This is a genomic window from Enterococcus sp. AZ071, from assembly GCF_050499065.1.
GTDB lineage: Bacteria > Bacillota > Bacilli > Lactobacillales > Enterococcaceae > Enterococcus_A > Enterococcus_A ferrettii.
This window is the reverse complement of sequence record NZ_JBIPAS010000001.1, coordinates 770,209-785,326: the sequence shown is the minus strand read 5'-3', so window position 1 is coordinate 785,326 and position 15,118 is coordinate 770,209. Positions and strand designations below refer to the sequence as shown.

Annotated in this window: 14 protein-coding genes and 1 riboswitch; of the genes, 2 read left to right on the top strand and 12 right to left on the bottom strand. The window is 38.7% G+C overall.

Going from position 1 to position 15,118, the window contains the following annotated elements:
* Positions 1-571: 571 nt before the first annotated feature.
* The 12 genes from lpdA to IGI49_RS03745 all read right to left on the bottom strand — a co-directional run bounded on the left by lpdA (position 572) and on the right by IGI49_RS03745 (position 14,040).
* Positions 572-1,978 (bottom strand): dihydrolipoyl dehydrogenase, encoded by a 1,407-nt coding sequence (gene lpdA, locus IGI49_RS03800; protein ID WP_429969590.1) that lies wholly within the window; start codon positions 1,976-1,978, stop codon positions 572-574.
* Between the two features lie 7 nt (positions 1,979-1,985).
* Positions 1,986-3,623 carry a dihydrolipoyllysine-residue acetyltransferase gene (locus IGI49_RS03795; RefSeq protein WP_429963415.1) on the bottom strand — a complete coding sequence of 546 codons (1,638 nt, stop codon included), beginning with the start codon at positions 3,621-3,623 and terminating at the stop codon, positions 1,986-1,988.
* 20 nt (positions 3,624-3,643) lie between these two features.
* Positions 3,644-4,621: an alpha-ketoacid dehydrogenase subunit beta gene (locus IGI49_RS03790; protein ID WP_429963414.1), complete on the bottom strand. Its 978-nt coding sequence runs from the start codon at positions 4,619-4,621 to the stop codon at positions 3,644-3,646.
* Positions 4,622-4,623: 2 nt separating this feature from the next.
* On the bottom strand, positions 4,624-5,733 hold the full coding sequence (gene pdhA / locus IGI49_RS03785) for a pyruvate dehydrogenase (acetyl-transferring) E1 component subunit alpha (protein WP_429963413.1): 1,110 nt from the start codon (positions 5,731-5,733) through the stop codon (positions 4,624-4,626).
* A gap of 384 nt (positions 5,734-6,117) precedes the next feature.
* A complete protein-coding gene (gene mgtA / locus IGI49_RS03780; protein ID WP_429964961.1) occupies positions 6,118-8,718 on the bottom strand; it encodes a magnesium-translocating P-type ATPase in 2,601 nt (866 codons plus the stop codon).
* A 157-nt stretch (positions 8,719-8,875) separates the two neighbouring features.
* A riboswitch (M-box (ykoK) riboswitch) is annotated at positions 8,876-9,046 on the bottom strand.
* Between the two features lie 744 nt (positions 9,047-9,790).
* A complete protein-coding gene (locus tag IGI49_RS03775) occupies positions 9,791-10,324 on the bottom strand; it encodes a hypothetical protein (RefSeq protein ID WP_429963412.1) in 534 nt (177 codons plus the stop codon).
* 260 nt (positions 10,325-10,584) lie between these two features.
* The gene (locus tag IGI49_RS03770; RefSeq protein WP_429963411.1) at positions 10,585-11,010 is read right to left on the bottom strand and encodes a hypothetical protein; all 426 of its coding nucleotides are present in this window, start codon (positions 11,008-11,010) and stop codon (positions 10,585-10,587) included.
* Positions 11,010-11,666 carry a hypothetical protein gene (locus IGI49_RS03765; protein WP_429963410.1) on the bottom strand — a complete coding sequence of 219 codons (657 nt, stop codon included), beginning with the start codon at positions 11,664-11,666 and terminating at the stop codon, positions 11,010-11,012. The genes IGI49_RS03770 and IGI49_RS03765 overlap by 1 nt, the downstream gene beginning before the upstream one ends.
* Complete coding sequence (locus IGI49_RS03760) at positions 11,666-12,091, bottom strand: hypothetical protein (protein WP_429963409.1); 426 nt, start codon at positions 12,089-12,091, stop codon at positions 11,666-11,668. Before IGI49_RS03760 ends, IGI49_RS03765 begins: the two co-directional genes overlap by 1 nt.
* Entirely contained in the window at positions 12,092-12,430 is a 339-nt protein-coding gene (locus tag IGI49_RS03755; protein WP_429963408.1) for a hypothetical protein, read from the bottom strand. It abuts the gene before it with no gap.
* Positions 12,431-12,435: 5 nt separating this feature from the next.
* The gene (locus IGI49_RS03750; protein ID WP_429963407.1) at positions 12,436-12,648 is read right to left on the bottom strand and encodes a hypothetical protein; all 213 of its coding nucleotides are present in this window, start codon (positions 12,646-12,648) and stop codon (positions 12,436-12,438) included.
* A 534-nt stretch (positions 12,649-13,182) separates the two neighbouring features.
* Positions 13,183-14,040 (bottom strand): hypothetical protein, encoded by an 858-nt coding sequence (locus IGI49_RS03745; RefSeq protein ID WP_429963406.1) that lies wholly within the window; start codon positions 14,038-14,040, stop codon positions 13,183-13,185.
* Between the two features lie 140 nt (positions 14,041-14,180).
* Between IGI49_RS03745 and IGI49_RS03740 the strand changes: the two genes are divergently transcribed.
* A complete protein-coding gene (locus tag IGI49_RS03740) occupies positions 14,181-14,342 on the top strand; it encodes a toxin-antitoxin system HicB family antitoxin (protein ID WP_429963405.1) in 162 nt (53 codons plus the stop codon).
* 132 nt (positions 14,343-14,474) lie between these two features.
* On the top strand, positions 14,475-15,116 hold the full coding sequence (locus IGI49_RS03735) for a hypothetical protein (RefSeq protein WP_429963404.1): 642 nt from the start codon (positions 14,475-14,477) through the stop codon (positions 15,114-15,116).
* The last annotated feature ends 2 nt before the right edge of the window (positions 15,117-15,118 follow it).

Below are 15,118 nucleotides of genomic sequence, written 5' to 3'. Positions count from 1 at the left end.
TTAAAAATTCTTTTAATAGATTATTACTACCTTCAAATCTGAAAAAATTATGCTTTCCAAGATTGATCATAGAGAAAATATATCGTTATCTTTCTTTGTAAGTCGTAATGAAACTTTTTTTTGATAATCTTTATATTTGTTTCCTTTTTTTAAGCCACAATCAAAACCACCAGTATGAACAGGTGGTTTTGATTGTGGCTTAAAAGCCTCTTTTATCGGTCAAGATTCAAAGGCATTCTGAAGAGGCTTCCTTGCGTACCACCTTTAGTGAATCTCTTTCTATTTCTTTTTATTCGTAAACGATACGTTTCCGAAATTTTGGGGCAAATACGATGTGACCTTACATTTCCTACTTGTGTGTAATGAACTTCCCTTGTGCTTCTTTATCTGGACACCGCCTAATTTGTTTATGATGTGGTCAGTCACCCTTTATCAATTTAGCGTTTTAGAAAGCTTTTTTATTACCACTCTTGAGCCTCAATGGAACCACCAGCATAGTAAGTAGTTTTCAAGGCACAAAAAAATCAGACAATACAAAAGAGGTATTGTCTGATTGAGAATTTAATTTATACTAAATGTGGATTGGCATTCCAAGAGCTAACTCAGAAGCATCCATCACAATTTCTCCTAAAGATGGGTGTGGGTGAATAGTTAATGCAATATCTTCTGCATTCATGCCTGATTCGATTGCCAATGCTAATTCGGAAACCATGTCACTGGCACCAACACCAGCAATTTGTGCACCGATAATTACATTGTCTTCAACAGTAGTCACTAAACGGATAAACCCTTCTGTTTTAGCTAAGGACAACGCACGTCCGTTCCCAGAGAATGGGAATTTGAAAGCTTTTGCTTCAAGTCCTGCTTCTTTAGCTTCCTTAATAGTCATACCAACAGAAGCTAATTCTGGATCAGTAAAGGCAACAGCTGGCATTGCTTTATAGTCTACAGCTACTTTTTTACCAGAAATGGCCTCAGCAGCAATTTTTGCTTCATAGCTAGCTTTGTGAGCTAGCGCTGCTCCAGGTACAATATCCCCGATCGCGTAAATATTTGGAATATTGGTGCGCCCTTGTTTATCCACTTGAATTAGTCCGCGTTCGTTCATTTCAACACCAGCTTGTTCTAATCCCATATCATTTGTGTTAGGACGACGGCCAACAGTTACCATTACGTAATCTGCTTCGACAGTTTCTTCCTTGCCATCTACTTCATAACGGACGCTTACACTGTCACCATTGTCAACGGCTTCACGAGCCATTGCTGAAGTAACGATTTTTACGCCTTTTTTCTTGAAGTCTTCCTCAACAATTTTAACCATATCTTTTTCGTAAGTAGGTAAAATTTGTGGTGTTCCTTCAATAATGGTTACTTCTGAACCTAGGTTAGCATACGCAGCACCTAGCTCAGCACCGATTACGCCGCCACCAATGATAACAAACTTTTTCGGTACTTCTTTCAATGACAAACCACCAGTTGAATCTAATACTCGTCCACCAAATTTGAAGCCTGGGATTTCGATTGGGCGTGATCCAGTCGCGATAATCGCATTGTTAAATGAATAAGTTTGCGCAGAATCCGGGTGGATCACGCGCAACGTTTTATCATCCACAAAGAAGGCTTCTCCTTCAATAATTTCAACTTTGTGTTTCTTCAATAGGAATTTTACGCCAGAAGTTAATTTGTTAACCACGCCGTTTTCTTTCCATTCTTGGGTTTTTTCAAAGTCTAATTTAACGTTCTCGGCAGTCACACCAAAGGTTGAAGAATCCAACGCTTCTTGGTAATGATGTCCAGCTGAAATTAGGGCTTTTGAAGGAATACATCCGACGTTTAAACAAACGCCTCCGATGAATTCTCGTTCAATGATGGCAACCGTTTGTCCCATTTCAGCGGCCCGGATAGCGGCAACATATCCGCCAGGTCCGGAACCGATCACGACTGTATCTAATTCAATAGCAAAATCTCCAACTACCATGCTTCTATCATCCTTCCATTAGTAATAATTCTGGTTCAGCCAATAGACGTTTGATGTTGTTCATGGCTTGTTGAGCAGTTGCACCATCGACAATACGGTGGTCAAAGCTTAGTGAAAGTTTCATTACGCGGCCAACAGCTAATTCACCTTCAGCATTCACAATTGGTTGTTGAGCAATCGTGCCCACACCTAGAATGGCTACTTCAGGGTAGTTGATGACTGGTGTAAAGAAGCCGCCGCCTACTGAACCGATATTTGAAATTGTAATTGTTCCGTTACGCATATCGTCAGCGGAAAGTTTACCGTCATGAGCCATTGCTGCTTTTTCGTTGATTTCATCAGCGATTGCAAACATGCCCTTCATGTTAGCATTTTTGATATTTGGTACATACAAACCAGCATCCGTATCTGTTGCGATACCGATATTGTAATAATTTTTGTAGACAATTTCTTGAGCTGCATCATCAATTGAAGCATTCAAGACTGGATATTTTTTAACCGTTGCAGTTAAGGCTTTAACAACATATGGCAGGAAGGTTAACTTCGTGCCGTTATCCGCTGCAACCTGTTTGAATTTCTTACGATGATCCCAAAGTTTAGATACTTCAACTTCGTCATGCAAGGTTACGTGAGGTGCAGTGTGTTTACTGTTAACCATTGCTTTAGAAATTGCTTTGCGCATTGGTGTTAGCTTTTCACGAGTTTCCATTTCTCCCATGTTAGAAGTGAATGGTTTCGCTGGTGCTGCTGATTTCGCTGATTCAGTTGAAGCAGAAGCTTGTGGTGCTTCCTGACTTTCAGCTGGTGCGCTGGCTTGTTGACCACCAGAAGAAAAAGCATCAATATCTTTCTTAGTTACTCGGCCGCCTTTACCTGTTGCGCTGACTTGAGTAATATCAATATCTTTCTCACGAGCATATTGGCGAACCGACGGCATAGCCAAGACACGTTTGTTTGGATCAGCTGCTTCAACAACCGGTCCTGCTTCAGCAGATGTTTCAACTGCTTCGGTTGATTTGCTTGCTTCAGCTGGTGCAGCAGTTGCTGTATCGCTGTTGTGTCCAGGTGCATCAATTTCTACTAAAACGTCTCCTACGTTAGCAACCGTACCTTCTTCGACAATAATCTTTTTGATTGTTCCAGTTACTGGAGATGGAATTTCTTCCACTGATTTATCGTTTTGTACTTCTAATAATGTATCGTCTTCTTCGATCTTGTCGCCATCCTTAACGAACCATTTTACGATTTCGCCTTCAGCAATTCCTTCACCAATATCTGGTAATTTGAATTGGAAGACTCCGCCTCCGTCGTTATTACTAGCAGCTTCAGTTGGTTCAGCCGCTGGATGAGCTGATGTTTGAGCTTCAGCAGGTGCTGGAGAAGCTTCTTCACTATCGTCCTCATGTCCAGGAGCATCGATTTCAACTAGGATATCGCCAACATTTGCGACAGTCCCTTCTTCGACTACAATTTTTTTAATTGTTCCAGTTACTGGAGATGGAATTTCCTCCACAGATTTATCATTTTGTACTTCTAGTAATGTATCGTCTTCTTCGATTTTATCGCCTGGTTTTACGAACCATTTTACGATTTCACCTTCTGCGATACCTTCGCCAATGTCTGGCAGCTTGAATTGGAAAGCCATGTTTGTATTCGCTCCTTTTCTTAAAACTCTACGATTTCTTTCACTTTTGCTTCGATATCTGCTGCATTAGGAAGCCAGATGCCTTCTGCTTGTCCAAATGGGAAAATCGTATCTGGAGCAGAAACACGTCCAATTGGTGCTTCTAATGAAAGAATAGCACGTTCGGAAATTTCGGAAATGACTTGAGCAGAAACACCTGCTTGTTTTTGCGCTTCTTGGACAACGACTACCCGACCAGTTTTTTCAACTGATTTGATAATTGTTTCCACATCTAGCGGTGCAACTGTACGCAGGTCAATAATTTCAGCGTTGATATTTTCTTTCGCCAAGTTGTCGGCTGCTTTAACCGCTTCACGAACCATCGCACCATAAGTGATGATGGATACATCAGAACCTTCTTTAGTGACAGCTGCTTTATCCAAAGGCACTTCATAAATTCCTTCCGGCACTTCTTCACGGAACGAACGATATAATTTCATATGTTCCAAGAAGACTACTGGATCGTTGTTGCGGATTGATGCAATCAACAAGCCTTTCGCATCGTATGGATTTGATGGAATAACCACCCGTAAACCTGGTGATTGAGCCATTAATCCTTCTAAGTTATCTGAGTGAAGCTCAGGTGTATGCACGCCGCCACCAAACGGTGCACGAACAGTCACTGGCAAGTTACGAGTATTACCCATACGGTAACGAGTACGCGCCATTTGACCTACGATTTCGTCCATGGTTTCAAAAACGAATCCGAAGAATTGAATTTCGGGAACTGGACGAAAGCCTTCAAGTGCTAAACCAAAAGCTAAACCACCGATACCTGATTCTGCTAAAGGAGTATCAAATACTTTTTCTTCACCAAATTTGTCTTGCAATCCTTCTGTTGCTCGGAAAACACCGCCGTTTTTACCAACGTCTTCACCGAAAACTAGGACATCTTCATCTTTTTCAAGCATCAGAGCTAAGGCATCTGTAATTGCTTGGATCATTGTTTTTTGTGCCATTTTTATTTCGACTCCTTCGCTTCGTAAGTTTCAATTTGTTCTTTAATATTTTGTGGTTGAACTTCGTACATATTTTTCAAGAAATCAGATACTTTTTGTTTTGGTGCCCGATCAGCATCAGCAATTGCTTGCTTGATCTCTTCTTTTGTTTGTTCAATCACTTGTTCTTCTTTTTCTTCATTCCATAAACCTTTTTCTGTTAAATAGTTACGGAAGCGAACCAATGGATCTTTTTGCTGCCATTCGTCATCCATATCTTTGGTACGGTAACGAGTTGGGTCATCCCCTGATAATGTATGTGGACCATAACGGTAAGTCAAAGCTTCGATTAAAACTGGGCCATTTCCGTTTGCTGCCCATTCACGAGCCGTTTTAGAAACAGTGTACATTGCTAATGGATCCATTCCATCTACTTGAATACCAGGAATTCCGGCTGCAACTGCTTTTTGAGCAAGTGTTGCTGCTGCAGTTTGTTTTTCTCGTGGTGTTGAAATCGCGAAACCATTATTTTGGATATAGAAAACTGCATTTGCATGATATGCACCTGCAAAGTTAATTGCTTCATAAAAATCACCTTGAGAAGATCCACCATCACCAGTGTAAGTGAAGACAACGTTCTTTTTCTTACGTTTCTTCAAGCCTAATGCTACTCCGGCTGCTTGCACGTATTGCGCACCAATAATGATTTGTGGTGGTAGTGCTTGCAAGTCATCAGCATATAAGTTTCCGGCAACATGACCGCGAGACCATAGGAAAGCTTCAGACAATGGAAGTCCGTGTTGAACAAGTTGAGGTACATCACGATAACCTGGAAGTAAAACATCTTCTTTTTCAAAAGCGAAATGGCTGGCAAGTTGACTTGCTTCCTGTCCTGCTGTTGGTGCATAGAAGCCCAGGCGTCCTTGACGGTTCAATGCAGTTGAACGTTGATCCAACACACGAGACCAAACCATTCTTGTCATCAATTCTACTAATTCTTCGTCAGTCAATTCAGGAATCAAATCCTCATTTACGACTTTCCCCTCTTGATCAAGTGCCTGATATACTGGGAAATCTGCGTTGATCTTTTCCAGTAGGGCTTCAAAATCAATTGCATTCTTTTTCTCTGCCATGTTGTAACACAATCCTCTCTTTAAGTCTTTAGAAAGTGATACAGACCTTCAATCTGTATCATTGTTCTGTTGCTTACATATCTAAAGTAACATTTTTATTACTGAAAGACAACCAATATGCTGTAGTATTTTGAAGAAAATGAAGCGATTTTCTCCAGCGAATTGTGACAAAAAAAACAAACTCTTCTTATTTCAAGTTTCTTTTTCTTTAAATACTGAAAACGTTCTACCTAATCTCTTGCCTAAAGGATCGCTATATTAAGGTTCTTTAATTATCTTATGTTAAGTAATTTCCATGTGAAATTAGAAACGATCTAAACTAGGAGTTATTATTGTAAATGCAAAAAAAGAAACAGAGTAACGAAATTCGTTACTCTGTTACAATTAGATCCATTCTTTTGCAATTTTTATATAAAGGAACTTAGCAAATTGAACTGCAGCCATATATGCAGCTACAATCCCTACAAACCAAATCCAGTAGCTAGCAGGTAATTGCACAAATTCAAATTGTTCGCGGAATGGTGATAAAACAATAATCATTCCTAAAACGACTGCAGCCATGATACTGCTAAAAACTGGCAAGGAAGGTCGACTTTGAATGAATGGAACTTTTCGGGTTCTTACCATCAGTACGACTAAAGCTTGCGTAGCTAATCCAACCATGAACCAGCCGGTTTGGAATAAGCTTTGATTTGCTACCGTATTTGCCCCAAATACAAACCACATAACTAGGAAAGTAATCACATCGAAAATGGAGCTGACTGGACCGATACAAACAGTGAATTTCATTAGTCCTTTTGTTTCCCATTTCGTTGGTGTTAATAATTCCTCGTCGTCTACGTTGTCCCAAGGTATAGTCAGTTGAGCAAAATCATAGATCAAGTTTTGCAATAGCAACTGTAAAGAAAGCATTGGCAGAAATGGTAGGAAAGCACTAGCAATTAAGATTGAGAACACATTTCCAAAATTGGAACTGATGGTAATCTTAATATATTTCATCATGTTACTAAATACTCGGCGGCCTTCGATTACACCACTTTCTAGTACATCCAAGCTTTTTTCTAAAAGAATAATTGAACTAGCATCCTTTGTAATGTCCGCAGCAGTATCTACTGAAATGCCTACATCGGCTTTTCGTAATGCAGGTGCATCGTTAATACCATCGCCCATAAAGCCAACTGTGTGACCTTTTGTCTGTAAGGATTCAATAATTCTAGCTTTTTGCATAGGATTCAATTTAGCGAATAAGTGAATTTTATCTGCAGCCTGTTGTAGTTCTTCATCACTCATCTGATCCACTTGATTACCTAGAACAAATTTATCCGCATCAATTCCAACATCTTGGCAAACTTTTTGAGCTACAATTGCGTTGTCACCCGTCAAAACTTTTACATCCACTCCATGTTCATGTAAAGAAGAGATAGCAGTAATTGCAGATTCTTTTGCAGGGTCCAAGAAGCCCATGAATCCAATTAGAGTCATATCTTTTTCGTCTTCTGTGCTATAAACTGCTTCATCATGAGCATCCCTTTTTATAGCTACTGTGATCACCCGCATCCCTTGACGATTCATGCGTTCATTAACCTGCTGTAATTCCTGATGCAGTTCTTCAGTAAATTCCAATACCTCTCCATCAATTTCAACATATTTACATATAGAAGCCATTTCTTCAACAGCACCTTTTGTAATCATCCATTGATGCTCATCAGCTTTTACTACGACAGTTAATCGGCGACGAGAAAAATCAAAAGGTATTTCGTCAATTTTTTGAATCGACTGAAAAGGCACTTGCCGGTTTTCTTCTTCATAGTAATTAATCACAGCAATGTCCATCAGATTTTTCCAACCTGTTTGGTAATTCGAATTCAGAAAGGCCAAATCCAATACTTGAGTGTTTTCTTTACCTAAAGGATCAAGATGCTGAACCAATACTACTCGGTCTTCGGTGATGGTTCCTGTCTTATCCGTACACAAGACATCCATACTACCCAAATTTTGAATAGATGGTAATTCTTTCACAATCACTTTATGCTTCGACAAGGTCAAGGCACCTTTTGCTAAATTAGAGCTGACAATCATTGGTAACATTTCTGGCGTTAAGCCCACTGCTACAGCGATAGCGAAGAAAAATGCATTGCTCCAATCACCTTTTGTGATGCCATTAATTAAGAACACTAATGGGAAAAGTACCATAATCAAGCGCAACAATACTTTACTGACACGGGCTAAACCGACATCAAAGGTTGTCTTGCCGCGTTTGGTTGTGGCATTTTTCGCAATGTCGCCAAAGAAAGTCTGTTGCCCAGTCTTTAAGATAATTGCCCGACCTTGTCCACTTAATACGTCCGTTCCCATAAAAACTAAGTTTGACATATCCAATGCATTGTTCTCATCATCTGAAGCAACGGAAGCAGACTTTTCAACTGGCATTGATTCTCCAGTCAAAGAAGACTGATTCACAAATAAATCCTTCGTCCAAATTAATACTGCATCTGCTGGAATCATATCTCCAGTTGCTAAAGTTAAAATGTCTCCCGGCACCACTTCATCCATTGGAATTTCTTTTGTTTGGCCTTCACGCGTAATTGCGGCCGTATTCTCGATCATTTCTCGTAATTCAATACTAGCTTTTTGTGAACGATATTCTTGAATAAAGGTAATCAGCACGCTGGCTAAAATCATTATTCCCATAACCACAGCTGCTTCATAATCAGAAGTCAAAAAAGAGACAACCATTAATAAGGCCAATACATAAACAAACAAATCATTAAATGCTTGAAGAAACAAAATGATTGCAGGGGTTGGCTTTTGAGCCGATACTTCGTTGGGACCATATTCTTCCAGTCTCGCTTTAGCATCTTCTTCTGATAATCCGTTTAAAGATGTTCGCAGATTCAGGAACAAATCACGATCCGGTAATAATGCGAGTTTTTTCAACGCTTGATCTTTACTTATTTTTCGTGTGATGAGGCTCTTTTTGTTCATCATCATATTTCCTCCTACCAGCAGAGAAAATCAGTGTCTTCCCTACATTTTTAACTATTTTCGGTCGACTCTCATCTGGATAGTCCATGACTCATCACCGTCCTTTCTTTATTGGCAAAGCAAAAAGCGCGCGCTCGATAATGAGCGCGCGCAAAAATAATCACGGTCATCGTCGAGCTTTAGCACTATAGGGCGTAGACAGTTTTATCTGTCAGCTGCGTTATGAATCACCTTCACGATGATTCCTGTTCCACCAACTAAGAGTCTCTCGATTCTTTCGCGGCAGCAGCTTGTGTCCATATAGGAGCCTCACCTAACAATTTATACAATTTCCACTTTTACTATAGTAAAGATAGCACTGAGTGTCAACAAAAAGAGCAACTTATGTGACTATATCTACACAGCTAAGAAATGTCATCTACTAACTAAAAGTATTCTTTAACTTTCATAACATGATAGGCATAGCTACGCTATTTGTCAAGATTTTAATCTAAAAAGTATTTCTAGCTTTCAACTAAAACTAAGCATTTCTCTTGAAATGGAATGAAAAACATAACAGCTTCAACTATTTTTATTGCGTATATTCATCAAGTACTGAGTAGCCGTGTTTTTGCAGGGGGCCTCCCCTGTGGTGGCTGCTAAAAAAAGAATTCATTGTATTCATAAGTTTAAAACAGCAACAATAAAACTCTAGTTCACTATTCCATTGCATTTCACTGCCATTATGATAAAGTTATAATAGAAGTTTTCAATGCTTTTTTGCTAAAGAAAGTTTTTTTGCATTGTGTTAGAGTAACAGCAGACCTCTGCCATGCCCTCACTCTTGTACTGCATGGTGTTATTGATGCTCATGAAAACAGTTTTGTTTCACAATCTTTCGACTCTGACAAATGCTGTTAAGTCAAGCTTTCACCAACTATACCAATTTTATTTCACAAACCAACTACTTTAAGACGCTTAATGACAACTACTTTGTAAAATAGTGATTATGTAAACTAGAGTCAGCTAAAAAGTCGTCTGTTATCTATTAGTCTATTGCAGCTTTGCAGCAGGCTATTTCTATTGCTTATAGCTAAATATCTTTGCCATGTCTTTTAATCATCTTGAAATTTTCAGGTGGTATCCGCGGACAAAAATATAGATATTCTGCAATGAATGGCAGCCCTTCTTTTTTCCATAAAGCCTGCACTTTATCTTTCTGTGCCCAGTAAGCATCTGCTCTTAGTTGGCTATTCCAATAAGTATGGCTTATTCTCTTTTGTTCTTCCTTTGTTTCTGCATCCCCCATAGTCTCAGATATTGCCATATTGAACACACCTAAAGCTCTAATGTCTAACTGTTGTTCACTAATAGAAAAAACAGTTGTGAAGCCTTTACCATGCCATTCCTCTAAGTAGCTGTCGTAAAAATCCTGATCAAACATAAAGATAGCTTCTTGAACATTCACTGTTACATATTCTGGCTTGTTGTTGTCAATTCTATGTCCAATAAAATTAGTAGGATGGCCTATAACTGGCAGCAGTAATCCTCCATGATGGCGTGTATTTCTGATCCCCTCTTGCAATATATCATCTGTTCTTAGTTCAGTTGTCGCATGATAGAGCATGTTTTACCTCCTATATGCAGCGGAACAGCCCAACAGAATGGACTGTTAGGCTGTTTATGCTGCTATTTTTTAAGTTTTTACTGTTATACAGTCAGTACTGTTACCCAGTGTTTGCAGATTTACTACTTTGCAAGATTCCCATTGCAAACAGCTATAAACAGCTCTACAGCAGATACCAACAGCATTTCAGCACTGCATTGCAAAAACTATTAGCTGCTGGTATATAGTTAACTGCTTAACTTTTTATGTTGGCAGTTCTCTCACTCTGATCTAGGTTTAATGCCATACTGCACCATCAGAGCTTCTATGTCTGTGCCATCCTGTTTAGTAGACTCTGGCTTACTGATTTGCTGTTCTGGCTTTGTAAGTCCGCTTAATTTCATTACTAATTCAATACATTTAAAGCGTGTAGCAGTGCTGGCAGTGGTATCTGTCAACAGGCTTTCCAGCTCTCTTGTGGCAAGTGGTAATAAGTCCGCTACAGCCTCAGTAGTAGCTTGTTGTATTGCTTTTTGTATATGGGGCTGTTTCTTCCAGCGGTAAAAACTACTCTCACTCATATCTGCATACTTCTCAGCTATCTCTGCATTAGTCAACCCAGTAGATGCTTTAGAAACTAAGGCATTGACTGTCAATCTATCCTTTTCGCTTAACTCTGGCTCTAGTTGGTGTAATGTTGCTGGCATTACACTACCCCCTGCTCTCTAAAGGATTTAGCGTAGGCTGCTTCTGTTCTATACTTTTGTTTTTGTCGTTCCTGCAGTGGGATATATCTAAGGTCTCTAATGGTCGCTATATGTCTCAAACTGGACAACTCTTTCACAGATTTAGCCTTGTTAACCAGCTCGTTAACGGGGTCAATAATTGCTGAAGCTATTTCTGCACATTCTGCAGTATTTCCCATGGTCTCATGCAGCTGCAAAAAGTCATCTAGCTTCTGTTGCTGATCTAAAACTAAACCCATAAGCTGCCTGCTCAATTCTGGGACAATTGCTGCCTGTTTATTGTTCCAAAACTGTTCTAAGAATGCTTTTTCTTTTTCAAGCAGTTCAATGTTATGGTCATTCTTGTTTCTACCTTTGAAGCGGGTGAAATTTAGCAGTGTTTGCCAGAAAGATTCTACAGTACTATCTGTGTCCTCTGTACTAGCCATAATCCTAGCATGATAGTCTCTTGCTTCTGTTAACTTGCTGTCAACTTCTGTTAGAGCTGCTTTGTACTGCTCATGTTGCCCAATGTATTCATTAACAGACTTAGTTACTGTTGCCATTTGCTTAGACTCTGGCGCAAGCTCTGGCAAATTAACAGTCTCAATCAGGTTTTTACTTTTAAATAGTCCCATTACTCAGCCCCTCCAGCATCAATCTGCATGCTATCCTGCTTGTTCTCTGTTGGTGCTACTAACTCAGTAAACTGTACAGGACTATTGCTAGATTGCCTTGCTGCCTTCAGCATGTCCAGTGCTTGGTTACAGCTATGCTCTAATGTTTCAGCATTCTGATAGTGCTGCATAGTATAGTGGCTGTCGTACTTCTTATCTGTTAGCTGTACTTGAAGTAACTGAGCCTCTGCTTTAGTCTGCTCTATTTGCTGTTGGACTTCATATTGATTAAAGTAAGCTGAACCATTCTGTAAATATTTTGCAACGTAAATAGAAGGTGATGCTTTAATGTCTTTCTGCTCAAGTTGTTTTAATGCTGCTTTTTCTTGCTGTTCTTTCTGTTGGACAGTAAAAAACTGTGTTAATTTTTCTAGCGTTGTTGTCATTTATTCCTCCTCATTTTCAGACTCAATTACTTCCAAAGCCATTGTATATTGAGAAGCTAATTTATCAGCTTCCTTAAAAAATCTAGTGTAATACATTTGTTTTTTTGCTTTCCAGCGTAAAGATGCTTTTAAGTGTAGAGATTCTTTCTCTAGTTGTTTGAGAATTGTTTTTACTTCATCAAAAGTTAAGTTTTCTTCCCCTTCATCCAAAAAAAGTCTAATGTATTCCAAAGGTTCTTTCTGAATTTTCATGATTTCTGTTTTTTTTACAGATATCTTACTTAGATACGCTCTTTCTTTACTTTTAAAAGATTGTATCATATCTTTAGGTGTACTCATTTCACTCACTCTTCTGTACAGTCTCCTTTGTATTCTTTTATTTTTCGCCCAAAACTTGAAGGCGACAGATTCCCCTTAGCTTCGCAGAAAAACCTGACAGATATGACTGCACCATATCTTTTCTTTAGTTCAAAATATTCAGCAATTAAATCATCTTGTGACTCTCGCTTTTTTATTGTATGCGCAATTAACTTCTGCATTTCTTTTCTATATTTCATTGCTACTACTCTCCTTTTTTAACAAATAGAGAGCTGCGCTCAGCTTTCACAGCCCTCACCTGTCAATGACTTTAGCAAAAAGTACCAGATACTGTAGTACTTTTCTATATAGTAGTGTGCTGTAGTAGCGGAAATGTGACTGATAATCACAGAAAAGACAGAAATATTTAACTGATAATCATATATTAACAAGCACTGCACTAATTGCCTGACGGCAATTGGAGCTGACGCTCCTTACTAAAATTCTTAAAACCAGTCTATAATTACAGGTATACTGTAAGAAAAAATAATTAAGTACAGCTTTTTTGTTTAGTATGTGGCGTAGCCACCAGACACAATGGCTTTAGCCAGTGGGGCTGTTTTAACTGTAAACACTTATAGATATATAGAGATACTGATTTTACTTAAAACCCTTGAGAACACTGTGATATCAGCATTTAAAGCGTTATATTAACCACTGTTTTGCGAAATAAAATACCTATATAAAAATTGTAAATCCCGTTATACTAGCATACTCTGCGAAATAAATTACCGCTACTTTCTGCCTTCAGCAGTAAAATCTTGCATAACAGTATCCATTACTGCTCCAGAAAGCCTACAAAATACTGCAGGATTCATCTTTATTTTATTTCCGCTGTTAGTTTTTACAGTACAGAATACAGAATAACTACTGTATGTCGTTTCTCTTAAGTGTTTCCTTGCAGTTTTATCAGTGATTTGTGTTATTGCTGCTATGTCAGTGAGCGACAGCGCAACTAAATCCTCATACAAGTAATTTCTTGCAGGATTGGAGCATAGAAAGTTTGTTTGTTTGTCAATGTGATTCAATAGTCTGGCAATAAATCCAACAGAAGCAGCGGAATTTTCTTTATAAATCTGTCGCAAAGTTTCAACGAATCCCTTTGCTGTTCTATTTTTACCATTATCAGCATGTTTACCTCTATAAAAGTACTTCGCATTGAGTTTTATAGCCTTCTTTTGCTTACCTCTATGAATGATTTCAGTGTACTCAATTAAATTAGCAGATTCTAATTCATTTAGGGACATTTCAACAGAACGTAATGTTTTACCTGAAAGTTCTTGTATATCATGTTTAGTTAGAGGAAAGCCTCCAGTTTCATTCTTACAGCAAATATTCTTGTAATTCATGAATGTAGCCAAATAAATTAAGTGACCTAATTGACTTGGTTTTAAAGCACTCAGTTCCACCCACTTATCAAGTTTTACATTGAAAAAGCGTCTTGGATCAAGTTCATTTTTTTGATATTTTTTATCATAGCTAGGAATAGAACGTTGCTGCTTAAAGACATGTGTGTGTATAATTTCTCCAGTTTCCACTTCAGATAATGTAGTACGGTATGTTTCTCCAACCTTCAAATTATTAATTTCCATAAAGGCCCTCCTTATATACCTTTATTCAGGAAAAATGGTAGTAACTGGACACTTTTTCTTTTTACATGTAAACACTGTTGACATGTTTTTGTTTTTTGTTTATACTTTTACATGTAAACTAAGTAAAGGAGGTGTACAATGTGGTCAAGAATAAACCAAATGAGCGCTCTATTGCTATACAAGTACCTGCTGAGCTTCATAAGGAGATGAAACTAGAAGCCACGAAACAAGATAAGTCACTAAAGCAATTCATAATTGATACTATGTCTAAAGAAGTTGGCTGGAGTCAGAAAAAAGCATAAAAAAAAGCCAACACCAAAGTGTCAGCTCAAACAGTAAGTTACAGAAAGATTCTGCTCACTTACCCTAGTCAAGTATAGTATAGCAGTTCTTTCTGTGGCGTACAACACCCACACACAGGAGGAGTTAGAGAAATGACAGTAAGCACTGAACAATTGCACCAAACAATTGAACTACTTGTCCAACAGTACCAGTTACAGGACACACAGGAGACAATGCAGGCACTATATACTGCTTTACAGCCAGAAAAGAGAAAATTATGTAGATGGTTACGGCGTAGTACTCCTGCAATCATTACTGATGCTGACTTAGATGCCGTTTTTGATGATACATTGCTAGAGGCAGTGAGTGTCTGGGATGCTACAAAAGGAGTAACATTCCTGCATTATGTACGGGCATTATTGAATAACAAACGTAAAAATCTTATCCGCAAAGTTAATGCTAAAAAGCGTAAAGCTGAGGTAGTCAGTATTGAGGCAGTTACTGAGGACTCCAATGCACTTGAAGATTCTACTGCATTGGCGACTATTGAAGAGTTAGAAGGCAGTGAAGTGTTACAGAAATTGAAAGAATATAGCAGGCGAAGTAAAAAAGCAGCCGTTAATGCAGGCTTGATTAGAATGGATAAGCTTGCAGACTGGCATAAACTTGAAGATAAGTATTCAGCTCTCAGGTGGTATTTGCAAGACAAAGAGCTGTCTGATACAGCAATTAGAAAGAAAGTCCAGAGAGCTGTGCTGGATTTTAGGCAGTTTATGACTGCTGGTCATGCTTAGTG

Coding starts and splice junctions, on each gene's coding strand:
- lpdA (WP_429969590.1), bottom strand. CDS start 1,978: ATGGTAGTTGGAGATTTTGCTATTGAATTAGATACAGTCGTGATCGGT.
- IGI49_RS03795 (WP_429963415.1), bottom strand. CDS start 3,623: ATGGCTTTCCAATTCAAGCTGCCAGACATTGGCGAAGGTATCGCAGAA.
- IGI49_RS03790 (WP_429963414.1), bottom strand. CDS start 4,621: ATGGCACAAAAAACAATGATCCAAGCAATTACAGATGCCTTAGCTCTG.
- pdhA (WP_429963413.1), bottom strand. CDS start 5,733: ATGGCAGAGAAAAAGAATGCAATTGATTTTGAAGCCCTACTGGAAAAG.
- mgtA (WP_429964961.1), bottom strand. CDS start 8,718: ATGAACAAAAAGAGCCTCATCACACGAAAAATAAGTAAAGATCAAGCG.
- IGI49_RS03775 (WP_429963412.1), bottom strand. CDS start 10,324: ATGCTCTATCATGCGACAACTGAACTAAGAACAGATGATATATTGCAA.
- IGI49_RS03770 (WP_429963411.1), bottom strand. CDS start 11,010: ATGCCAGCAACATTACACCAACTAGAGCCAGAGTTAAGCGAAAAGGAT.
- IGI49_RS03765 (WP_429963410.1), bottom strand. CDS start 11,666: ATGGGACTATTTAAAAGTAAAAACCTGATTGAGACTGTTAATTTGCCA.
- IGI49_RS03760 (WP_429963409.1), bottom strand. CDS start 12,091: ATGACAACAACGCTAGAAAAATTAACACAGTTTTTTACTGTCCAACAG.
- IGI49_RS03755 (WP_429963408.1), bottom strand. CDS start 12,430: ATGAGTACACCTAAAGATATGATACAATCTTTTAAAAGTAAAGAAAGA.
- IGI49_RS03750 (WP_429963407.1), bottom strand. CDS start 12,648: ATGAAATATAGAAAAGAAATGCAGAAGTTAATTGCGCATACAATAAAA.
- IGI49_RS03745 (WP_429963406.1), bottom strand. CDS start 14,040: ATGGAAATTAATAATTTGAAGGTTGGAGAAACATACCGTACTACATTA.
- IGI49_RS03735 (WP_429963404.1), top strand. CDS start 14,475: ATGACAGTAAGCACTGAACAATTGCACCAAACAATTGAACTACTTGTC.